Source organism: Paraferrimonas sp. SM1919 (assembly GCF_010993985.1).
Classification (GTDB): Bacteria; Pseudomonadota; Gammaproteobacteria; order Enterobacterales; family Shewanellaceae; genus SM1919.
Map to the genome: position 1 here is coordinate 19307 of NZ_WINH01000014.1, position 22592 is coordinate 41898.

Genomic DNA, 22592 nt, shown 5'->3' on the forward strand with positions numbered 1-22592 from the left:
CTACACCAATAGATTGGCGATATAAACTGCGGAACCACCTAAAAACCCACCAGCCACTAAATCGCTAGGATAGTGAACACCTAACACAACTCTTGAGATAGCTACTGCTGCCGCCCAGATAAAACTTGCAGCAAAATAATCTGGGTAAACAATCAAGGTTGATGTCGCCATTACCATCGCCGCTGCAGTATGCCCAGAAGGCAGGCTAAATTTATCGGAAGGGGTAATGATCGCAGTTACCCCAGCGACAACGTCAAATGGTCTTGGCCGCTTAACTGCATTCTTTATGATGACGTATAAGGGCAACTCAATAGCAAAAGCCATCAGTATTAGGGTAAAAAAATGTTCTCCTCGAGGAGAAAAGCAATAGCATCCGAGGGCAAGCATAAAATAGCAGTAACCATCGCCACTTTTCGAAACAGCTGTAGCCAGCCTAGCTCCATTGTTGGTGTGATTAACCTTGGCCAACCACAAGAATATTTGTTGGTCGACCCTTAAAGCTTTTTTCAACATAATCCAAACCTTCTATGATTTTTAACTCACCTTAGATGGCTTCAATGACACTCCTGTGAAAACTTTGCTAAATAATTATGACAACCCAAAATCCTTATTTTACGTACTGTAAATTGGCATATATACTTGTTGCAATTGAAAACAAGGCTTACCACTATGAAATATAATACCTCTGAACTTTGTGATATCTATATCGACAGCGTTGATGTTTTAGAGCCCATCCTTGGCAATTATGGTGGCGTTGATTCTTTTGGTGGCACTATCACAACCATCAAATGCCATGAGGACCTAGGGTTATTACTTGAAGTGCTTGCTCAGCCTGGTGCCGGTAAAGTGCTATTAGTTGACGGCGGCGGCTCCTTAAGAAGAGCATTGGTTGATGTTGAAGTCGCCCAATTAGCCTTTGACAATGGCTGGGAAGGTATTGTCGTTAATGGTTGCGTTCGCAATGTTAATGCCTTGGAGGATATCGATATCGGTATTCAGGCTATTGCTGCCATTCCGGTACGCGCTGACACCAAAGGCGTGGGCGAAATTGATGTGGCAGTGAATTTTGGTGGCGTGACTTTTATACCCGATGACCATATCTATTGTGATAATACCGGCATCATTTTATCCCCAGATCCACTCGATATCGATTAATCAATAATCTGACAACATTTTTCACACACTAAGCAGCCCAATTGGCTGCTTTTACTTCATTTAGGCCACCAGCTATGGTGTAATGCACGCAGACAAATTTTAGGGCTAGCACCTTTTTTACTGCACAGGATTTGCTATGGCAAACGAACATAAAGATACCACTCATTTTGGATTTAAAACTGTAGAGACCAACGATAAGGTTGATATGGTAGCCGATGTATTCCATTCAGTTGCGGCTAAATATGACGTCATGAATGATTTTATGTCATTTGGCGTTCATAGACTTTGGAAAAAGCATACCATTGATGCAGCAGCAGCTCGCCCAGGCATGAAGGTTTTAGACTTAGCCGGCGGTACCGGTGATCTAACCGCTAAATTTGCCAATATTGTTGGTGCAACAGGCAAAGTCATTTTGGCCGATATTAATGAGTCCATGCTAAAGGTTGGTCGCGCTAAACTGCAAAACCGCGGCATTGTAGGTAATGTGCAATATGTGCAAGCCAACGCCGAAGCACTGCCGTTCCCTGATAATCATTTTGACATTATTACCATTGCCTTTGGCTTAAGAAATGTGACGGATAAAGATGCGGCTTTACGATCAATGTACCGCGTGCTTAAACCTGGCGGTAAATTGCTGGTATTAGAGTTTTCTAAGCCTACTTCTGAGCTTATGAATAAGGCTTATGATTTCTATAGTTTTAACCTCCTGCCTAAAATGGGGCAACTGGTGGCTAATGACGCTGAAAGTTACCAATACTTAGCGGAATCTATCCGTATGCATCCAGACCAAGAAACGCTAAAAGCGATGATGGACAGCGCTGGTTTTGACCAAACTGACTATATCAATATGACCAATGGTATTGTTGCACTACATCGGGGCTACAAATACTAATGAAACTCGGGGCTCCAGCGCTAGTCACTATTGCACTAGAGAAAACCTTAAACCATCTCTTGCAACAAACTAGAAGAGACAGCAATTATGATCATTCCCTTGCTGGTAAGGTCATTGCGATACAGCTTTCTGAGGCGCCTTGGCCCCTATATATCGGTTTTTACCAGCAAGTCTCGGTAATGGGACAATATGAGCATAGTCCTGATGTTATGGTGCAGTTATCCATCAAAGATTTGTCACAATTACACCAGGCTAACGTGCTCACCGAGCTCATTAAACAAGATAAAATTTTACTCGAAGGTGATTTGCCAACCCTTCAAGCTTTTGGTGCATTAATTAATAATCTTGACATAGATTGGTTTGACAACCTTTCCCCCTATTTGAGTGATAATATTCTAGGTTTGCTAGAACAAGGGGCGCTTACCTTACAAAGTAAATTGAGCCAACTCCATCAAGATACGGTTGAACATACTACCGATCTATTACAAGAAGAGTATCAACTGCTGCCAAGAAACGCTGAGCTTAGTCTGTTCAAACAACAACTGCTTGAGCTTGAACAACAGACTCAACATATCGAACAACTGTTCAAGAGTTTAAAGTCCTAAATTATGGTTTTTTCTAGCATACGACGCGGATATCAAATTATTCGAGCGATCTTACAACATGGCCTGGATGAATTAGTATGGTCAAAACTGCCTATCAGTATTCGTATTGTCAGACAGTTATTTTTTTGGCTACGGAATCGCCATGCCGACAAACATCCTGCCGAACGCCTTCGCCTAACCCTAGAAACATTAGGGCCGATTCATATCAAGCTAGGGCAGATGCTATCGACCCGTAAAGATTTGCTTGACGAGCAATGGGCTTATGAACTGTCGAAGTTACAGGATGACGTGCCACCATTTTCAGGTGAGCAGGCTATTGCTGAAATAGAATCTGAACTTGGCTGTAGTATTGACCAGTATTTTTATGACTTTAATAGCACTCCATTAGCGAGCGCCTCAATTGCTCAGGTGCATACTGCCAAGCTCAAACAAAACGATAGCGAAGTGGTTCTCAAAGTGCTGCGTCCAGAGATCGAAAAACAAATATATGCAGACCTTGATTTACTGCTACTAAGCACCAGTCTAATTGATAAGTGGGTGCGCCAAGCCAAAAGGTTAAGATTGAAGGAAGTGATTGAAGATTATCAGAGCACTTTATTAAAAGAACTTAACCTAACACTTGAAGCGGAAAACGCCACCATCATTAAAAATAATTTCAAGGATTCCAATGCGTTATATGTCCCTAAAGTTTATGATGAACTGTGCCATTCAAGACTTATGGTCATGGAACGAATATACGGTATTCCAGTAGCTGATATCGCCGCCCTAAAAGAACAAGGCACAGACTTGAAGTTATTAGCAGAGCGCGGAGTTGAAGTTTTCTTTACTCAAGTATTTAGAGATAATTTTTTCCATGCCGACATGCACCCAGGCAATATTTTTGTGGCCTACGAAAAGCCTGAAGATCCCCACTATATTGGCATAGATTATGGAATCGTAGGTCAATTAGATGAACAGGATAAACGCTTAATTGCTGATGTCTTCCTAGCATTTTTTAATCACAACTACAGCAAACTCGCACATTTATTTATTGAGCAAGGTTGGGTAAGTGATAACACTGACAAAATGGCTTTTGAACGTGCGGTCACTCGCATCTGCCAACCATTAGCTGATAAGCCTCTTGCTGAAATCTCCTTTGGCCAAGTGCTATTAGAACTATTTAGTGTTGCTCGTGATTTTGAACTGATCGTTCAACCACAACTGATTTTGTTACAGAAAACTTTACTTTATGTAGAAGGACTTGGTCGTCAGCTTTACCCTCAACTGGATTTATGGCAAACCGCTAAACCTTTCCTTGAGAGTTGGCTGCAATCGCAAATTGGCGTTAAAGCCCAATACCAAAAGGTAAAACAACAGTTACCAAGTTGGTTGGAACATCTCCCCCAGTTACCAGAGTTATTAGTCGATAACTTAAAAATGGGGCGTGGACTGCTGCAGTCCCAACAACAAATGCTGAATCAATTTTTAAGTTTTCAAAGGAAAAAAATTACCAGTAACTACTATTTTTTTAGTGGCTTAGTAGGCTTTTTAACTATCCCTTTACTGCATCCATATCAACTACCTGAATGGGCGAATATTGCTTTAGGGGTAATTGCCACTGCACTATGGATTAAAGGTTGGCTAAGCCGCCCAGAAAAAGATAAACTTTAACCTTATATATTAAGAAGACATTAGGACCTTAACATGGGAAATATCGGTATTTGGCAACTACTTATCATTGCAGTAATCATTATTTTACTTTTTGGTACTAAAAAACTAAAAGGACTTGGTGGTGACTTAGGTGGAGCCATCAAAGGCTTCAAAAAAGCGATCAAAGATGAAGAAGCAAACGAGCCTAAAACTTTAGCTGAACAGCAAACTGCCAATCAACAAAAGACCGAAGCTGAAAAAGCAAAAGATAAGGCTTAAAAATGTTCGATGGCATCGGCTTTATGGAACTGCTGGTTATCATGATCATTGGCTTGGTTGTGCTTGGCCCAGAAAGACTTCCCCATGCTGTGAGGAGTGTCGCGAGTTGGATTCGTGCCATCAAGCGTATGGCTGGCTCCGTTCGAGATGAGCTAGAACATGAGTTAAAAATAGATAAACTTCATAAAGACCTAAAAAAAGCAGAAGAACTGGGTCTTGAAAATTTATCACCGGAATTACAACAGTCAGTCGAACAATTGCAGCAAGCGGCTGCAGATGTCAATCGTCCCTATCAAGACGTTCCCAACGATAAACCGAAAGAATAAATTATGTCAGCTTCGTTGCCTTTAATCAGCCACTTACTTGAACTTAGAAACAGGCTGCTAAAAGCGGTTGCCTGTGTGCTATTGCTGTTTATCGGCATGGCCTATTGGGCTCAAGACATCTATCATTTTGTTTCTGAACCTTTGCAACAAGTTTTGCCAGAAGGCACGTCAATGATTGCTATTGATGTTACAGATCCTCTTTTTGCCCCCATTAAATTAACCTTATTTTTAGCTTTCTTTTTAGCGATTCCTTATGTGCTCTATCAAGTCTGGGCCTTTATCGCACCCGCTTTATATAAACATGAGAAAAAGTTAATTTTTCCCTTATTGTTAAGTTCTACCATTTTGTTCTACGCAGGCATCGCTTTTGCGTATTTCTTAGTGTTTCCGGTTATTTTTGGATTCTTTACCAGTGTCGCCCCTGAAGGGGTTGAGATAGCGACAGATATTTCTACTTATCTTAGTTTTATTCTTAAAATGTTTTTTGCCTTTGGGCTAGCCTTTGAGATCCCCATAGCCGTGGTGTTATTATGCTGGGCTGGTGTGACAGAAGCCGATTCATTAGCAGCAAAGCGCCCCTATATTGTGGTGGCCGCTTTTACCATTGGCATGTTACTCACCCCACCGGATGTGATTTCACAAACCTTACTGGCTGTTCCTATGCTGCTGCTGTTTGAGATTGGTCTTGTTGTTGCTCGCCTATATTCAAAACCTGAGCAACCCGCAACCACGGAATAATAAAAGGATTTTTATGCGCTTAATTACTTTGCTAGCCCTAATATCGCCCATTGCTTTGGCCAATAATATTGAACAATCTTTGTTGGATTGTCGCCAACAGCAAGACTCTTTAAAACGACTTATGTGCTATGACCAAATTAATAGCAACCACACAGAGACTTCAACTACAACGTTAAACAACAGTAACCCAGTAAGCAGTTATGGGCTGAAGCAAAAACCTGCTGAGGCTGTAGACCAAATCGCGGCCAAGGTCGTTAAACAAAAGAAAAATGCCTATGGATACTATATTTGGACCTTAGATAACGGTCAGATATGGCAGCAGAAGGAAAAGGCTTATTTAAAATTAGATCACACCAAAAATGTGATCATTTCAGATGGTGCATTAGGTTCATTTTGGTTAAGCCAAGAAGGCATAAACAAACGCACCCGAGTGAAAAGAATAAAATAAATACTAGCGGAGTAATTTATGAACATCATTACCAGTGGCTTCCCTAATAAACGCATGCGCCGTTTACGCAAAAATGACTTTAGCAGACGCCTAGTGCAAGAAAACCAAGTTACTGTCAATGACCTGATTTACCCTATGTTCATTTTAGAAGGTAACGGCCGTCGCGAAGCGGTGGATTCAATGCCTGGTGTAGAGCGTGTTTCCATCGACTTGTTGATTGATGAAGCAAAAGAGTTGGTCGAACTTGGCATACCTGCCATTGCACTATTCCCTGTAACCCCCCAAGAGAAAAAATCGCTGCTTGCTGAAGAAGCCTTCAACCCAGATGGTCTGGCTCAAAAAGCGGTGCGAGCGTTAAAGCAAGCCTGTCCAGAGCTAGGAGTGATCACTGATGTCGCCCTCGATCCTTTCACGACCCATGGACAAGATGGCATTATTGATGACGAAGGTTACATCCTAAATGACATAACCACTGAAATCCTAGTAAAACAAGCCCTTTCCCATGCTGAAGCGGGTGCCGATATTGTTGCTCCATCTGATATGATGGATGGTCGTATTGGTGCAATTAGAGAAGCGCTAGAAGCTGCAGGCCACATCAACACCCAAATTATGGCCTACTCAGCCAAATACAGCTCGAGCTATTATGGTCCATTCCGTGATGCCGTAGGCTCTGCGAGCAACCTAAAAGGCGGCAACAAGCACAGCTACCAAATGGACCCAGCCAACTCTGATGAAGCTCTGTATGAAGTTGCATTAGACATTCAAGAGGGCGCAGATATGGTGATGGTTAAACCAGGTATGCCATATCTAGACATTGTTCGCCGCGTTAAAGACGAATTCAAAGTGCCTACCTTTGCCTATCAAGTCAGTGGCGAGTACGCCATGCATATGGCGGCGATTGAGAAAGGCTGGTTAGCTGAGAAACCCATTGTAATGGAATCTCTGCTGTGCTTTAAACGCGCTGGCGCCGATGGCATTTTAACTTACTTCGCTAAGCGTGTAGCCCAGTGGTTAAAACAACAAAGCTAAGCTAGCCCCTGAATCGACAAAAGCCTGCTCTGTAATCTCTCAGAGCAGGCTTTTTTGTATCCGCTATATATAGACTAATTTAGAATACGAGGTGCGCCACGCCTGCTACTACAGGCAGGGTGACCAAGGTACGAAGGATAAAGATTACAAACAGTTCCCATAGTTTTACTGGGATCTTAGAACCTAATAACAGTGCACCTACTTCAGACATATAAATCAACTGTGTTACCGACATCGCCGCAATCACAAAGCGAGTCATGTCAGCCTCGATACTGGTGGCCAAAATAGAAGGTACAAACATGTCTGAGAAACCCACCATAACCGTCTTAGCGGCTTCAATTGGCTGTGGTATAGCCAATAATTCAAACAATGGAATAAACGGCATGCCTAACCAATCAAAAACAGGTGTGTATGTGGCAATCATCAGCGCGGTAGTACCAATGGCCATTACTACAGGCAATACACCGAAAACCATATCGATAGCATTTTTTACGCCATCCTTTGCCACACTTGCTAAACTAGGCACAGTCTCAGCACGTTTAAGCGCCATTTCAAAGCCATAACCTACCGTGCTATAACCCGCCGGTATCACCTCATTTTCCTGTTGCGGTTGACTGCCATCAATATAAAGATCTTGTTTATTAGAGAGCGGTGGCAATCTTGGAACAATAATAGCTGCGGCTACTCCTGCCAAACAAATAGCAAAATAGAAAGGAACAAATAAATGCTCTAAGTTAACTTGCGCCAACACCACTAAAGAAAAGGTAATTGATACTGCTGAGAATGTAGTACCGATGACTGCCGCTTCCCTCTGAGTATAATACTTTTCTTCATACTGCTTAGAAGTCAGCAAAATACCCACGCTGCCATCGCCTAACCAAGACGCCAATGAATCAATTGCACTACGGCCAGGTAAGTTGAAAACAGGGCGCATAACCTTAGTTAGCAAAATACCAAATAGCTCCAACAAACCAAAATTCAGTAACAATGGCAAAAGTAAGCCAGCTAAGATAAAAACAGAGAACAGCACAGGCATCAGATCGCCAAAAACTAAGCCGCCAGTATCTGCACTATAGATAGCTTCATGACCCAATTTAAAATAAGTCGCTAACGCAAATACCATGCCCACCAATCTTACTAACAGCCAAGGCAAACTAACGCTTAGCAACTGCTCTAAGAAAGAGCCTGACTTGATAAAGCTTGGTTTACTTAGCTTATAAATCAAACTGGCTACACCTGTGATAGAAACCACCACTGTCAATACTAAAGTCGCATAATCGCCCACTAATGCTTGAATCCCTTTCGCCAAAATAGCAATTGGTATCGTGATATTCCCTTCATAACTTACTGGAGTCATGAATAATAAAATACCAATAATGGAAGGGATCAAAAACGTAACTAAAGTCGTCATTGAGTAAGATTTATTCTGTTTTGGGTTTTTCATACTTCAACCTAATATTCTGTTTATTTAGCAAACAGGCTCTGTATTTTATAAGCTGCGCGAAGATTACCTTAAATCGTAAATAAGTAAACCCCCACTTACCCCAAAGTGTGACTTATTATTCATATTTATTGCCAAATAATGCATATACAAATAATTTAAAACTTTAAGTATTCAATACCCACAAAATTAAAGACATCACCACAAAAGGAAATTAAGTGCCAGCTTAACTAAAGCTAACTATTTAATAAATGATAAAATTCTGTTTCTAGGCCATTTAATTTAATTTCATATACTAATGCCAGTTGCTGCCCCAACGTTCCCTCAGGAAATCCGTTACTGTGCCACCATACTAGATAAGGTTCTGGCAGCTTTAATAACGGCACGCCTTTATATTTACCAAATGGCATGGCTTGGTTTAAGGCGTTAATAAACTTCTGCTGCTGTGCATCTGCTTTATTCATAAGCTTAAGCTCTTTATAATGTTGAAAGAATTTTAATATTTTGTACCACTTGTGTACTGCTGGGATAAACCATGGAAGCTGCTGTATTACTCACCACTTTTGCTTGCGGATTACTGTTCAGCCGCATAGGCTTACCGCCGATGATTGGCTACCTGATTGCTGGCTTTGCCCTCTTTTCCTTTGGCTTAGATTTGCAACAATTAAGTATTATTGAACATATTGCCGAGATCGGTATTACCTTACTACTGTTTGCTATCGGCTTAAAACTAGATATCAAAAGTCTTTTGCAAAAAGAAATTTGGGCGGGGGCAAGTCTAACATTTTCAGCTTCTATTTTAGTGACTTTGGGTTTACTGAAATGTATGGCATGGATAGGGCTAACAGCAATAGAGGGCTTAAACCTGAATCAGTTGTTGCTTATCAGCTTTGCTCTAAGTTTCTCAAGTACTGTTTTTGCGGTGAAAACCCTAGAAGATAAGGGGGATATGGCAGCCCTTTATGGACAGATTGCTATTGGCATTCTGATTATGCAGGATATTTTTGCTGTAATTTATATGACCGCCAGTAAAGGTCAATGGCCAAGTATTTATGCCTTAGGTTTGTTACTGCTTCCTCTGGCAAGACCGCTACTGTATCGCATCTTAGATAAAGTCGGCCATGGTGAACTGCTCGTCTTATTTGGGCTATTTAGTGCCTTTGTTCTAGGCGCTTGGTTGTTCGAGCAACTCGGGGTTAAGCCAGATCTTGGCGCACTTTTCTTGGGAGTTTTACTGGCGCCACACCCCAAAGCAAATGAACTTGCAAAATCCTTATTAAGTTTGAAGGAGCTACTATTGATTGGCTTCTTTTTAACGATAGGTTTAAGTGGTTTACCTACCCTTAGCGATCTATACCTAGGATTAATCTTACTGCTATTGCTGCCCATTAAATTTATTGTGTTTTATTTAACTAACTATTGGTTTGGGTTTCGAGGCAGAACCTCATTAATGACAGGTTTAGCACTGACTAACTTCAGTGAATTTGGCCTGATTGTGATTAGTATTGCCATCGCTGCTGGCAGTCTGCCTAGCCAGTTTGCTACTGCGATCGCGATCAGCTTGTCTATCAGCTTTATCATTAGCTCTCCGCTAAATATACTCAACGAACAACTTTATCAGAAATTTGCCAAATTTTTCTCTACCGCCCAAAAATCTACACTGCACCCGCTTGATATTCCACTACAAATTGGCACCCACAAATGTTTAGTACTTGGTATGGGGCGGGTAGGCGCTGGTGCCTATGATGAACTCAAAAAGTTTTATGATGATGATATCCTTGGTATCGACCACAAGATAGAATTGGTTGAACAACATCAACAACAAGGGCGTAATGTCATCTGCGGCGATGCTTCAGATAAAGATTTTTGGGATCAACTTTGCCATCACAGTAGCCAACTAGTGTTACTGGCAATGCCACACCATATGGGTAACATTTTTGCACTGGAGCAACTTAGAGCCAGTGGCTATTTGGGCCAAGTAGCTGCCATTGCTAGATTTGAAGATGAAGCTAAACAGCTAAAGGAACTCGGTGCCGATAATATTTATAATCTTTATCAAGCTGCCGGTGCCGGTTTTGCAGAAAATTTTATCAAAAAACAGCCTAGACCTCAGACCAGATAACGGGTTATTATTTTTGCTGGTAACTAAATCAAGGGCGATTTCTGCCGCTTGTTTTATATGTTAATTAGCATTAAGCCCCGAAAGGCTTAGATAGCGCAGTTAAGTAAAAACTGCGCTAAATTTAGTTTAAAAGCCCTTTGGCATAGGAGCAATCTAAATGCAAAGCCCAGAGCAGTTGGCAGGTGCACTTTTTAGTAAACATTTTAAAAGTCAGCCAGAAGCTATTTTTATTGCGCCTGCACGAGTTAATCTGATTGGTGGTCACACCGATTATAATGAAGGTTATGTACTCCCTACTGCTATCAATCTTTATACCGCCATCGCCATCTCTAAACGTGATGATTTACATTTTAATGCGATATCTCACCACTATAGCGACCCATTAAGCTGGCATGCCAATGAACTCGATCAATTCCAAGCAAGTTCAAAGCTCAATGGCAACTGGGGAGAGTATCTTAAAGGGGTTTGCCGCTCTTTTATTGATACCGGCCTAGACATTGCAGGAATGAATATCGCCATCGCTTCCAATGTGCCGGTAAAATGTGGTTTAGCCTCATCAGCAGCACTCGAAGTCGGTTTTGCCAAAGCAATGAATCATTGCCAAGCTCTTGAACTCTCACCCCTTGCTTTAGCACAGCTATGCCAACGCGCCGAAAGCCAATACATTGGTTTTGAATGTGGCATCATGGACCACATTACAAGTGCTTGCGCCGAAGAAGGCCATGCTCTTCTTATTGATTGCATGGACCTTGACCCTCAGCCTGTTTCAATACCTGATAACTTAAGTTTATTGATCATAAAGCCTGAAGTCTCTCTAAGCAGAACAGCTAACGACTATGCCAACCGCCAACGAGAGTGCAAGCAAGTGGTTGATTTTTTTGGCTTAAACAGTTTACGAGAACTCACTTATGAGCAATTGCTCGCAGCCAAAAGCCAACTCGATCCAATACTTTTTAAACGAGCACACCATGTTATATCGGAAAATAATCGAGTGTACCAGGCCAGCAAAGCCCTCAAACGAGGTCAAATCGATAAGTTCAGTTTGCTAATGAGAAATGCCCATGCCTCGATGCGTGATGACTTTGATTTAAGCCTCCCTGAAATTGATAATCTCGTTGAAATGCTCAGCGATACTATTGGCAATCAAGGCGGTGTTCGCGTTACCGGAGGTGGTGTAGGGGGTTGTGTTGTGGTTTTAGTTGAACATGAATTAACTGAAAAAGTGATTAATATTGTAGAAAACGATTTTGTAAAAAATACTGGTCTAGAAACGAAAACTTATTTATGCACAGCATCTAGTGGTGCATTTAAATTATAAAACTACTTTGTTAATAAATTAGCCAGCCAGTTATCGCTGGCTTTTTTATTACTCTCTATTAATTGCCTCTCTTTATTAATTATTTTCTCAACAACATCTATTTCATTGTAAATATTTTGTTGCAATTCAGTTGGCCATATTGCTAGGATGTTATCGTTAAGAGTTTGTATACAAAACTCAAACAAAACCCATCTGAAAAATAATTCATCACAGGGAGATGATAAGATGAAAAGCTCATTTATGGCTAAAACAATTCGTTTAGCTTTAATCGGTGGTGCGGCGACAACTGCATATACCGCTCCAGCTTTGGCTGTTGAAGAAGCCGCTGAAGAAGTAGAACGCGTTGAAGTAACGGGTTCGCGTATTAAGCGTGCGGACCTAGAAGGTGTAAGTCCGGTTACTATTTTAACAGCTGAAAACATGAAGCTGGAAGGTAACTTTACTGTTGCTGATGCACTTCGTAACTCTAACTTAAACTCTTTTGGTAGTTTCTCAGAAACTTCAGGTAGCTCAGCTCAATCACAAGCAACCATCAACTTACGTGGCGCTGGTTCAAGTCGCACTCTAGTACTTATTGATGGCCGTCGTATGGTTGGTTCACCAACCCTAGGTGGTGCTTCTGCCAACCTTAACGCCATCCCAATGGCTGCCGTTCAAAGAATTGAAATTCTTACTGATGGTGCATCTTCGATTTACGGCTCTGACGCGATTGCTGGTGTAGTTAACATCATCATGAAAAAAGAAGTTGAAGGTGTAACCATTAATGCTGGAATTGGTTCTCGTACACGTGATGAAGGTATTAACAGCCGTGAATTTTCTGTAGTGGCAGGTACCACAAACGATAAAGGTAGTATTACATTTGCATTTGATATGCAAAAACGTGACGGTATCGCAGATAAAGATCGTGATTTTACTAAAGCCTCTACTATAGGCCCAGATTCAAGCCTTTACTTTAATACTGATGGTTGGAGTTACTACGGTGCTAATCTTAACGCACCAGATGGATCGCACATCAAACCTGCAACAAACTGTGACTCATTAATCGAGCAATATGGAAACGATACATTTGCACTTGTAGATGCTTCGATTTTTGGCCCTGGAAGTGAAGCCTGCGCATTTGCATATGCTAACGTTTCTTACAACAAGGCATCGATTGATCGTAACACAGTATTTGTAGATGCTGATTACCAAATTACTGATAATGTAGAGTGGTTTGGTCGTGCTATGGTTGTTAAAAATTCTTCATTTGGTCGTTACGCTCCACCGGCAGCTCCTTGGAGCAACATGCAAGCGACTAACTCGCTAAATCCATGGGGGGTTGCAGATGATAACCCAGAAGCTTTTGCTGACCCAAACAACCCTGGACAGTCTTGGGTGCCTCGTAATACAGATGGCAACCCTGTAGATAAAGATGGTAATGTAATTGCTTACGATCCAGCTAATGGTTATACAAGCACAACTGGCTACTGGCGCTGGGTTGATGTGGGTAACCGTGATGGTAATTCAGATGATTACACTCAAGATTACGTTATGGGTTTCCGTGGTGAACTAGACATCCTAGAGGATGCTAACTGGGAAGTTTACTATCACCACAATACTCAAGATAATAAAAACGTAGGTGAATATTACCTAAGTTATGGCGGTCAAGCATACATCGATCAAAACCACGAAAGTGATTACGCTAGTTATGCAGATATGCTAAAACAGACTACACTGACAAATGATAAAGGTGTAATGGATCAGCTATACGCTGGTTTTGGCTTTAGCGCATTAGAACTTCCAGGCGGTACAGCAGGCCACTACTTTGGTTTTGAAACATACAAGCAAAGTTATGCTTCAATCTACGATGCCCAATCTGAAGTTGGCCTTGTAGGCGGGTCTGCTGGTAACTCTGCTGCGGGCGAACGTACTGTTGATGCAGCATTTTTCGAAACTAACCTGCCAGTTTTTGATGGTGTAGAAGTTATTCTTGCTGCTCGTTACGATAATTACTCTGATTTTGGTGGTCAAACATCCCCAAAGGCTGGTATTACTTACCGCCCAAGTTTTGTTGATGGTCTAATTATTCGTTCATCTTACGCTGAAGCTTTCCGAGCACCTGCACTAGATCAACTATATGCTGCAACATCATTCTCTGCAGAATCCGCTATTGATTTTGTAAATGGTGGTACTCAGCCTCAACAGTTCGATACTTGGTACAAGTCTAACCCAAATCTAGGTCCAGAAACTTCTGATTATTTCAACTTCGGTTTCGCTTGGGACTTCATTGAGGACAACATGATTAAGGTTGATTACTTCGATCTAAAAATCGATAACGTAATTAACACTCGTACTGTTCAAAGTCTAATTAATGGTGAGAAAAACGGTACATTCCAGTCTACCACCAGTGAAGCTGTTGCAGATGCTTCAACTTTCTACTTATTACGAAGCACTAGCGGTCGTTTAGTAGAAGCAGGTACTGGTTATGACAACGCTTCTAAACTTCAAATCAAGGGTGTAGACGTTGCGTATCAAGCTTCATTTGAAGTAGGCCCTGGTGATTTAAGCTTTAATTGGGTTAACAGTTTCACTTTGGATTACTCTTATGAAGCTGAAGCTGGAACCGCAGCTCGTAACACTGCCGGTTGGGCTGGTCAACCGAAGCTTAAATCGGTATTCACTTCTGGCTACGCATGGTCAGATTTTGGTGTAACTTACAATGCGAATTACACTCACTCAACTTACGAAGATAAGTTTGATGACAACAACAATCCAACTGGTAAGCTAGACTCTTGGTTAATCCACAACGTATCAGCTTACTATGCTTCACCATTTGGTAAAGTAACAGCCTCTGTTGCTAACTTAACTGATGAAGATCCAGTATTGTCAGCAAACGGTACGTGGGATTACCCAGAGCTATACAATAACTTAGGACGTCAAGTTCGAGTTAATTACAGTATTAGCTTTTAATCACTATTAAGTGTAAAGTAAAGGCTGCTTCGGCAGCCTTTTTTAATGGAGTAAAGATGTCAAATCACTGGGATAATTATTGGCAAGCAGGAAACTTTCATTCTTTTAGCCAAGATTATAAAGATAATTACGAAGGAGTCTTATTTGAGTTTTGGAAAAATATCTTTAAACAAGCTCCATGCGCAGCTGCGATTCTAGATATAGCATCTGGGAATGGTGCGATTGCTGAACTAGCATTAAACTTTTGTGATCTTCCAAAATCTATTATTGCTTGCGATTTAGCCAAGCTACAACCCAAACCAACATTATTAGACAAAATTGAGTTTCATTCACAAGTCAATTGTGAAAAACTGCCCTATCCGGATCTAAAATTCGATTGCATCACCTCTTCCTTTGGCATTGAATATGCCAATTTAGACCTAGCCCTAGATGAAGTTTATCGAGTGCTAAAATCGCACGGCAAAGCACATTTTATCATCCACCACCAAGGCTCTACTTTAATTAATCTCAATCAAAGTATTTTAACAACCATTAATGCCATGTTTGAATTGGATTTATTCAATAAAGCAACTGCCGCTTTAGTCGAATTTAATCCCAAATCTGTAGCATTTAAACAATTCAATTCGGTGATGAATGCATTAGTGAAATTAAATGGTGAAGGTTTTGATAATTCAGGCATTGGTCAGTGTTTTGCTGGTTTAATACAAAGCAACTTAAATTCGAATCAAAAACAAAAGCTAATCCAGCAATGGCAGCAAGAGTTTCAAGCATCTCAAGCACGTTTATTAGAGATGATGAATGCTGCAAAATCAGCCGAACAACTTGATAGCATTCTAAGCTCAAAGCCTTATTGTAGCTCATATTCTGAGGTAATTTGCCCTGACAATGGTTTACTTGCCTGGCAGCTGCAAATAAACTAATCAATTTCACTTTACGCAACATTTAATTTCGATCATTGCGCATTATGCGAAAAAACAGCTTTACTTATAACCAACCGGTATAGATATTAATTTTTTTGCTACATGCAATGAAGTTGAACTTGACGCTCAAATAATATTGAATACGGCTTTACGACCGTAAGTCTAGCCGTTACCAGTTGCACTGGGCGGAGCAAGTTTTACAGCCGCTGCTGATGAAGCAACCGCTAATAATGAAAAAATTGAGCAAATTGCGGTAGTTGGTACCCGAGCTGCGGCTCGCTCTGTAGGTGACTCACCAGTACATATTGATATTATTGACGCAGAAGAGCTAGGCAAAATATGGCTCGACTGAATGATTGATATGTTAGTAACTGCGGTACCTTCATTTAACTCTCGTGCGCAACCGATTTCTGATTCGGCAACATTAATGCAGCCTGCGAATTTATGTGGGCTGCCTTCTGATTCAACCTTAGTGTTAGTCAATGGTAAGCGTCGTCAACGTAACCCTGTTGTTGCCGTCAATGCGATACTTATGATGTTATCGGAGACGGTTTATTCGTTAACTTAGGCGTATCATTCTACGTCATCTTATAATCATCAAATAAAAAGGCAGCTTTTAAGCTGCCTTTTTTAAAACTATTCAATTAATTGTTATTCCATACAATTTTTAACCTCCCTAGATTCCTACTCATCTCCCATAGATTTAAAATTGTCCACCATCATATGGTTACATTTTGGATGCAACCGCTTGCATCTTCCTACAAAAGATCACAATATGAAAACATAGAGTTAACAAATTGTTACACTCTATATTTTTTACAGGGAGATAAAAAAACATGAAATCAAAAATATATAAACATACGCTGATTGCGGCCAGTGTTTCTGCATTATTTGCATTAAGCACCCCAGCTTTTGCGAACAGTGCCACTGGCTCAATTTATGGGCAAGCCGAGCCAGGTGAGAAAATAACCTATACAAATACCCAAACAGGTGTTTCTCGCACTATTACCATTTCTGAAAATGGACGTTTTAATGTTAAAAGCGTACCACCAGGTATCTACGTAGTTAAAGACTCCTCAGGGAATACCCAAGAGATTCGAGTCAACTTAGGTAGCGGTGCTTATGTTTCCTTTGGAGCTTCAGAAATAATTGAGGTCACTGGTTCTCGAGTTTCTACCATCGATGCCACTAGCAGCGAATCCTCTTTTGTGTTTGATGCATCAGATGTTGAGCGCTTACCTGTTGCTCGTGATTCTGTATCAGTCGCCTTACTCGCACCTGGCGCAATTCAAGGCGGTAGTGCATTTGGTCGAAATTTACCTTCTTTTGGTGGCGCCTCTATTGCGGAGAATGGCTATTACATAGACGGCATGGATGTGACCAATTTACGCACCATGTTGGAATATGCAACTTTACCTCAAGATGCAATTCAGCAAACTGAGGTTAAATCTGGTGGCCTTGGTGCCGAATACGGTCGTTCTCTTGGCGGTATTATTAATGTTGTGACCAAGTCTGGTACAAATGAGTGGGAATTTGGTGGTTCCGTGTTCTATGAGCCACAATCACTAAGATCTAAAGCAAAAAATTCAACGGACTACCTTAACGACACAATTGGCGCATATCGCTCTGAAGATACCCGTGATGCATTAGAGTATAATATTCATGCTGGTGGTGCATTAATTGAAGATACACTATTCTTCTTTGGTAACGTGCAAGGACAAAAAATTGAAAGGGATAACTATAGTAAAAATGATAGTTACCAATATTCGATTTCCAACCCTAAGTATATGGCCAAACTGAACTGGTATATCACAGAAGATCACTCAGTTCGTTTTACCCATATTAATAACGAAACCGATTGGAAATATAAAAACTATACCAATCCGGTTGAGCCACAAACTGGTGCAACTATTCCATGGACAGGCAGCCACGGAGATTTAAGTTCAGAGTATGAGTATACCACTGGTGGTACGATTAACATTGCAGGTTATACTGGTTACCTAACCGATGACATAACCTTAGATGTTATGTACGGTAAGTTAGAATCCAAATATGCCAAAATCCCTAACCTAGAGGGTGATACTTGTGCTTATGCTTGGGATACTACAGGTGGTGTAGGCTGGGGTGGGCGAACAGCAATTGGTTGCTGGAATGCTCCGGTTCAAGCAATTGTAACTGATCAAGTCGATGATAAAGATGAGCGCACCAGCTTAAAAGTAGGTCTGGACTGGGCGCTAGGTGACCATCTAGTCCGTGTAGGCTATAACAGTGAAGTTTATGATGCAACCTCACCAGGTGTAAAATATTCTGGTGACGAGTATTTCCGATACGTAACAGCTGATGCCAATGAAAACGGCTGTCGTATCAACGGGGTGGACCAAGCCTGTGGCACCGAAACTGTACGCTACCGTACATACTTCACCCAAACCGCCACATTTAAAACAGAAAATACCGCCTTCTTTGTAGAGGATTCATGGCAAATGACCGATGATATGTTGTTATATCTAGGTCTACGAACAGAGAAATTCTCTAACTACGCAGGTAGTGGTGAAATCTTTGTAGAGTCTGATAACCTATTCGCTCCACGTTTAGGCTTTGCATGGGATGTAAATGGTGATTCTTCTGCCAAGCTATTTGCTTCTTTAGGCCGAAACTATATCCCTGTTGCAGCTAATACCAACATTCGTGCAACCCGTGAAGAATTATTTACCGAAAACTGGTATCTAGCTCCAGATGGTTGGAATGCTGACGGTACAGCAGTTACTATGGGTGCTGAAATTGGACAAGGGGTTTACGATGAGCAAGTTCCTAAACCAGAACGTATTGCTGATCAAAACTTAAAGCCAATGCACCAAGATGAATTAATTGTTGGTTACCAGCAGTTTATTGATGATAACTGGAGCGGTGGCGTTAAGTTTACCGGACGTATGATTCAGAGCGGTATGGATGATTACTGCGGAAAAGATGGCTTTGCACGCTGGGCTGCAGATAATGGCCACACTAACTTTGATCGCCATGATTTAGCAGGTTGCGTACTGATTAATCCAGGTGAAGACGTAACCTTAGCCATGGATCTAAATCATGATGGTACCCTGACTAGCGCTACCGTTCCAGCTTCGTATTTAGAACTACCTAAGTATGAGCGTAACTATGCTGGTCTTGAGTTCACCCTTAACCGTGAATTAGCTGATTCTTGGCAGGCGAACTTCTCTTATGTACTTTCACGTACTTGGGGTAATGCTGAGGGCTATGTAAATACTTCACTAGCCCAAGAAGATGCTGGCGCAACCCAAGACTTTGACCATGCTAACTTTATGGATGGTGCACACGGAGACCTACCAACAGACCGTCGTCATCAGTTTAAAGCCTATGGCTTGTATGAAATTACTGATGAACTATATGTATCAGCGAATGCTTCATTACTTTCTGGCACACCATTAAGCTGTCAAGGTTATGTAAGTCTAGCTGGTATGGATGAAGATCCAAGTGGCTCCGGCTCTACAGATTATGATGCTCATAACTTCAGTCGCTATGGTGCGTCTAGTTTCTACTGTAAAAATGAAGCTGGTCAACAAGTACTTAATGAGCGTGGCGGTGAAGGCCGTTCTAATTGGTTATTCAACCTAGATATGGGTGTAACTTATGCGCCAAGCTGGGTTGAAGGCTTAGCTGTGAGTGCCAAAGTATTTAACATCCTAGACCGTCAAGAACCTACAGTAATTGACCAACAAAAAGATATGTCACAAGGCAACAATGAAATTAACCCTGGCTTCCTGAAACCAGTGTCATTCCAAACGCCTCGCTATGTACTGCTATCTGCAAGATACAGCTTCTAATTAGATAACGGTATTATAAATAAACGGCCGCTTATGCGGCCGTTTTTGTAAGAGAAAGCGACACACTTGTTATGAGTGGCCAGCAAGATTAATCGGACAACACCATAATTAATTTCACTTTACGCAACAATTAATTTCGGTCGTTGCGTATTATGCAAAAAACAGCTTTACTTATAACCAACCGGTATAGATATTAATTTTTTTGCTACATACAATGAAGTTGAGCTTAACACTCAGATAACATTAGAGTGTTTATTACAACAAAAGCCAAAGGCGCGTTAAGACGTCGGCAACATTTTACTTTGTATGGGAAATAACTATGTCTATTAAAACAACAGGGAAATACGGCTTGACGGCCGTAAGTCTAGCAGTCACCGTTGCACTGGGCGGAGCAAGTTTTACAGCCGTTGCTGATGAAGCAACCGCTAATAATGAAAAAATTGAGCAAATTGCGGTAGTTGGTACCCGTGCAGCACCTCGTTCAGTAGGTGATTCTCCAGTTCCTATTGATATTATTGACGCAGAAGAGCTAGCAAAAAATGGCTCAACCGACATGATTGATATGTTAGTAACTGCGGTACCTTCATTTAACTCTCGTGCGCAACCTATTTCTGATGCTGCCACCCTTATTCGTCCCGTAAACCTACGTGGTTTACCTTCTGATTCGACCTTAGTGCTTGTGAACGGTAAGCGTCGTCACCGTGCCTCTGTAATCGCCTTCCAAGGTGGTGGCCTGAACGATGGTGCCCAAGGTCCAGATATTTCTGTTATCCCAGGGGTTGCCCTTAAACAGGTTGAAGTTCTGCGTGATGGTGCATCGGCACAATACGGTTCTGATGCCATCGCCGGTGTAATGAACTTTGCCCTAAATGATAGCTCAGAGGGTGGTTCAATTGCGGTACAATCTGGCCAATACTATGAAGGTGATGGTGCGACAACAACCGTTGAAGCCAATCTAGGTTTACCTTTGACTGATGCTGGTTTTATTAATATTTCAGGTCAGCTAAAACAAGCGGATGCCACTAGCCGTTCCGTTCAGCGCCCTGATGCTGCAAATTTAATTGCAGAAGGCAACACCGCAGTGGCCAACCCTGCGCAAATCTGGGGTAATCCAGAAATTAAAGATGATTACACAGTATTCATCAACACAGGATTGGACATCAGCGATTCAGCTAAGGTCTATGCCTTTGGTAACGTTTCTTCCCGTGAAGTGACAGGTGGTTTCTACTACCGTAACCCACACAATCGCGGCAACGTATTTTCGCTAGATGATGGTGCAACTTTACTCGTTGGTGCTGTAAACGGTGATCCATCAAGCTGTGGCATTGTGCCGATCCCTAAAAACTTAGATGGTTCTGACGGCAATGTTTTAACGTCTCAACCATACCAAGATGTCGTTTTAGGTGATGATAATTGTTTTGCCATCAACCAACTGTACCCAGGTGGTTATACTCCAAGTTTTGGTGGTACGGTTGAAGATAAATCATTCTTTGCTGGTGTGAAAGGTGAAATTGCAGAGTGGAACTACGATTTAAGTGCAGGCTGGGGTAACAACAAAGCCCAGTTCCGTTTAAATAACTCTGTCAACCCATCCATGGGGCTTGAGTCACCGAAAAACTTCAATACCGGTGCCTATGAGCAGGATGAGTTAACGGCTAACTTTGATTTATCACGCTTTTTAAGCATTGGTGGTAAAGATGTTAGCTTTGCAACCGGTATTGAATACCGTAAAGAGACTTTCACCATTTATCAAGGTGATGAAGCTTCTTGGAAAGCCGGCCCTTATGCAGATCAAGGATTTGTAATTGGTTCCCACGGTTTCAAAGGCTTTGGCCCTGAGTCTGCTGGTGAAAATTCACGTAGCAATATTGGTATTTATATCGATACCGAAACTCAAATGACCGACGACTGGTTGGTTAATGCTGCATTACGTTATGAGGATTTCACTACCTTTGGTGATACCTTAAACTATAAGTTAGCTACCCAATACTCGGTATCTGAAGACTTGTCGGTGCGTGCCTCACACTCTACTGGCTTCCGTGCGCCAACGGTTGGTCAAGAAAACGTAGTGAATACCCAAACTTCTATGATCAATGGTCAACTAGTACAAAGCTTTATTGCGCCACCATCGGATCCATTGGCTTCATACCACGGTGCGCAACCACTCAAACCAGAAGAATCAACCAACTTTACCCTTGGTGCAGTATTTGAATCTGGTGACTTCTTCTTAACGGTTGATTATTACAACATCGAGGTAATAGGTCGTCTAGCACAGTCTAGCCCTGTGGATGTTTTAGCAAGCTCACATGAAGATTTGAAAGCGCTTGGTGTACAAAATCCAGAGCTGATCTCTGCGGTAACCTTCTACACCAATGACTTTGATACGACTACCCGTGGTGTTGATATCGTTGCCTCTTATGAAGCGCAAATCTTAGGTGGCGATGCTAAGTTTAGCTATAACCAGAACCTAAACGTCACTACCGTTGATAAGTATAATCCAGACACTACCGATGAAGGTAAGGTCAAGCGTCTAGAAAAAGGTATTCCATTAGATCGCTTTAACCTAACTTGGAGCCAGTCGTGGGACAAGCTAAGTGCTAACTTACGTGCAAATTACTTTGGTAAGTACTTTGCGACCCATGCTGATGACACTTCAGACTGGGGTTCAGAAATTGCTAATAGTGCAATTACTCTAGACTTAAATGTTAGCTATCAAATCATTGATGGTTTAGGCCTTACTGTAGGCGCCAATAACCTGCTTGATCAAAAGGCACAACGCATTAAAGATAGCGCTTATTCTGTTGTTGGTGGTCAATACTACGAGAGTGGTCCGTTTGATTACAACGGTGGCTTCTACTACGGTAAGTTGTCTTACAGCTTCTAAATTAGTAATAAAGCAAACAAA

18 protein-coding genes and 1 pseudogene are annotated in these 22592 nt (G+C 41.6%); 16 read left to right on the forward strand and 3 right to left on the reverse strand.

The features are described 5' to 3' along the window. Complete coding sequence (locus GFB48_RS09880) at positions 1–513, reverse strand: phosphatase PAP2 family protein (protein ID WP_163934696.1); 513 nt, start codon at positions 511–513, stop codon at positions 1–3. 156 nt (positions 514–669) lie between these two features. On the opposite strand from GFB48_RS09880, the gene rraA reads away from it, so the two are divergent. The 9 genes from rraA (at position 670) to hemB (ending at position 7101) form a co-directional block, all read left to right on the forward strand. Beyond that, positions 670–1155 (forward strand): ribonuclease E activity regulator RraA, encoded by a 486-nt coding sequence (rraA, locus tag GFB48_RS09885; protein ID WP_163934698.1) that lies wholly within the window; start codon positions 670–672, stop codon positions 1153–1155. A gap of 136 nt (positions 1156–1291) precedes the next feature. Beyond that, positions 1292–2047 carry a bifunctional demethylmenaquinone methyltransferase/2-methoxy-6-polyprenyl-1,4-benzoquinol methylase UbiE gene (gene ubiE / locus GFB48_RS09890; protein WP_163934701.1) on the forward strand — a complete coding sequence of 252 codons (756 nt, stop codon included), beginning with the start codon at positions 1292–1294 and terminating at the stop codon, positions 2045–2047. Then, positions 2047–2652, forward strand: coding sequence for an SCP2 domain-containing protein (locus GFB48_RS09895; RefSeq protein ID WP_163934704.1), 606 nt, complete (start codon positions 2047–2049; stop codon positions 2650–2652). The genes ubiE and GFB48_RS09895 overlap by 1 nt, the downstream gene beginning before the upstream one ends. A 3-nt stretch (positions 2653–2655) precedes the next feature. Then, positions 2656–4302, forward strand: a complete 1647-nt coding sequence (gene ubiB, locus GFB48_RS09900; RefSeq protein ID WP_163934707.1) for a ubiquinone biosynthesis regulatory protein kinase UbiB — start codon at positions 2656–2658, stop codon at positions 4300–4302. Between the two features lie 33 nt (positions 4303–4335). Beyond that, on the forward strand, positions 4336–4560 hold the full coding sequence (tatA, locus tag GFB48_RS09905; RefSeq protein WP_163934710.1) for a twin-arginine translocase TatA/TatE family subunit: 225 nt from the start codon (positions 4336–4338) through the stop codon (positions 4558–4560). A gap of 2 nt (positions 4561–4562) precedes the next feature. Further along, the gene (tatB, locus tag GFB48_RS09910) at positions 4563–4886 is read left to right on the forward strand and encodes a Sec-independent protein translocase protein TatB (protein WP_163934713.1); all 324 of its coding nucleotides are present in this window, start codon (positions 4563–4565) and stop codon (positions 4884–4886) included. Positions 4887–4889: 3 nt separating this feature from the next. Further along, on the forward strand, positions 4890–5624 hold the full coding sequence (gene tatC / locus GFB48_RS09915; protein WP_163934716.1) for a twin-arginine translocase subunit TatC: 735 nt from the start codon (positions 4890–4892) through the stop codon (positions 5622–5624). Between the two features lie 13 nt (positions 5625–5637). After that, entirely contained in the window at positions 5638–6072 is a 435-nt protein-coding gene (locus tag GFB48_RS09920) for a hypothetical protein (RefSeq protein ID WP_163934719.1), read from the forward strand. Between the two features lie 18 nt (positions 6073–6090). Next, on the forward strand, positions 6091–7101 hold the full coding sequence (gene hemB, locus GFB48_RS09925; protein ID WP_163934722.1) for a porphobilinogen synthase: 1011 nt from the start codon (positions 6091–6093) through the stop codon (positions 7099–7101). Positions 7102–7180: 79 nt separating this feature from the next. Here hemB and GFB48_RS09930 read toward each other — a convergent pair whose 3' ends face one another. Both GFB48_RS09930 and GFB48_RS09935 read right to left on the reverse strand, forming a co-directional pair. Further along, a complete protein-coding gene (locus GFB48_RS09930) occupies positions 7181–8545 on the reverse strand; it encodes a YjiH family protein (protein WP_163934725.1) in 1365 nt (454 codons plus the stop codon). A 233-nt stretch (positions 8546–8778) separates the two neighbouring features. Further along, the gene (locus GFB48_RS09935; protein ID WP_163934728.1) at positions 8779–9006 is read right to left on the reverse strand and encodes a DUF3820 family protein; all 228 of its coding nucleotides are present in this window, start codon (positions 9004–9006) and stop codon (positions 8779–8781) included. Between the two features lie 71 nt (positions 9007–9077). Between GFB48_RS09935 and GFB48_RS09940 the strand changes: the two genes are divergently transcribed. The 7 genes and pseudogenes from GFB48_RS09940 (at position 9078) to GFB48_RS09970 (ending at position 22571) form a co-directional block, all read left to right on the forward strand. Further along, a complete protein-coding gene (locus GFB48_RS09940) occupies positions 9078–10664 on the forward strand; it encodes a cation:proton antiporter family protein (protein ID WP_163934731.1) in 1587 nt (528 codons plus the stop codon). Between the two features lie 157 nt (positions 10665–10821). Then, positions 10822–11982: a galactokinase gene (gene galK, locus GFB48_RS09945; RefSeq protein ID WP_163934734.1), complete on the forward strand. Its 1161-nt coding sequence runs from the start codon at positions 10822–10824 to the stop codon at positions 11980–11982. A gap of 225 nt (positions 11983–12207) precedes the next feature. Then, positions 12208–14931 (forward strand): TonB-dependent receptor, encoded by a 2724-nt coding sequence (locus tag GFB48_RS09950; RefSeq protein ID WP_163934737.1) that lies wholly within the window; start codon positions 12208–12210, stop codon positions 14929–14931. A 56-nt stretch (positions 14932–14987) separates the two neighbouring features. Next, a complete protein-coding gene (locus tag GFB48_RS09955; protein ID WP_163934740.1) occupies positions 14988–15851 on the forward strand; it encodes a class I SAM-dependent methyltransferase in 864 nt (287 codons plus the stop codon). Between the two features lie 135 nt (positions 15852–15986). Continuing rightward, a pseudogene (locus GFB48_RS17690) lies at positions 15987–16368 on the forward strand (TonB-dependent receptor); the annotation flags it as partial. A 319-nt stretch (positions 16369–16687) separates the two neighbouring features. Continuing rightward, complete coding sequence (locus GFB48_RS09965) at positions 16688–19687, forward strand: TonB-dependent receptor (RefSeq protein ID WP_163934742.1); 3000 nt, start codon at positions 16688–16690, stop codon at positions 19685–19687. Positions 19688–20006: 319 nt separating this feature from the next. Further along, positions 20007–22571 (forward strand): TonB-dependent siderophore receptor, encoded by a 2565-nt coding sequence (locus tag GFB48_RS09970; RefSeq protein ID WP_163934745.1) that lies wholly within the window; start codon positions 20007–20009, stop codon positions 22569–22571. The last annotated feature ends 21 nt before the right edge of the window (positions 22572–22592 follow it).

Bases quoted from the DNA above. Each gene is read 5' to 3' on its own strand.
- GFB48_RS09880 (WP_163934696.1), bottom strand. From the start codon at position 513: ATGTTGAAAAAAGCTTTAAGGGTCGACCAACAAATATTCTTGTGGTTG.
- rraA (WP_163934698.1), top strand. From the start codon at position 670: ATGAAATATAATACCTCTGAACTTTGTGATATCTATATCGACAGCGTT.
- ubiE (WP_163934701.1), top strand. From the start codon at position 1,292: ATGGCAAACGAACATAAAGATACCACTCATTTTGGATTTAAAACTGTA.
- GFB48_RS09895 (WP_163934704.1), top strand. From the start codon at position 2,047: ATGAAACTCGGGGCTCCAGCGCTAGTCACTATTGCACTAGAGAAAACC.
- ubiB (WP_163934707.1), top strand. From the start codon at position 2,656: ATGGTTTTTTCTAGCATACGACGCGGATATCAAATTATTCGAGCGATC.
- tatA (WP_163934710.1), top strand. From the start codon at position 4,336: ATGGGAAATATCGGTATTTGGCAACTACTTATCATTGCAGTAATCATT.
- tatB (WP_163934713.1), top strand. From the start codon at position 4,563: ATGTTCGATGGCATCGGCTTTATGGAACTGCTGGTTATCATGATCATT.
- tatC (WP_163934716.1), top strand. From the start codon at position 4,890: ATGTCAGCTTCGTTGCCTTTAATCAGCCACTTACTTGAACTTAGAAAC.
- GFB48_RS09920 (WP_163934719.1), top strand. From the start codon at position 5,638: ATGCGCTTAATTACTTTGCTAGCCCTAATATCGCCCATTGCTTTGGCC.
- hemB (WP_163934722.1), top strand. From the start codon at position 6,091: ATGAACATCATTACCAGTGGCTTCCCTAATAAACGCATGCGCCGTTTA.
- GFB48_RS09930 (WP_163934725.1), bottom strand. From the start codon at position 8,545: ATGAAAAACCCAAAACAGAATAAATCTTACTCAATGACGACTTTAGTT.
- GFB48_RS09935 (WP_163934728.1), bottom strand. From the start codon at position 9,006: ATGAATAAAGCAGATGCACAGCAGCAGAAGTTTATTAACGCCTTAAAC.
- GFB48_RS09940 (WP_163934731.1), top strand. From the start codon at position 9,078: ATGGAAGCTGCTGTATTACTCACCACTTTTGCTTGCGGATTACTGTTC.
- galK (WP_163934734.1), top strand. From the start codon at position 10,822: ATGCAAAGCCCAGAGCAGTTGGCAGGTGCACTTTTTAGTAAACATTTT.
- GFB48_RS09950 (WP_163934737.1), top strand. From the start codon at position 12,208: ATGAAAAGCTCATTTATGGCTAAAACAATTCGTTTAGCTTTAATCGGT.
- GFB48_RS09955 (WP_163934740.1), top strand. From the start codon at position 14,988: ATGTCAAATCACTGGGATAATTATTGGCAAGCAGGAAACTTTCATTCT.
- GFB48_RS09965 (WP_163934742.1), top strand. From the start codon at position 16,688: ATGAAATCAAAAATATATAAACATACGCTGATTGCGGCCAGTGTTTCT.
- GFB48_RS09970 (WP_163934745.1), top strand. From the start codon at position 20,007: ATGTCTATTAAAACAACAGGGAAATACGGCTTGACGGCCGTAAGTCTA.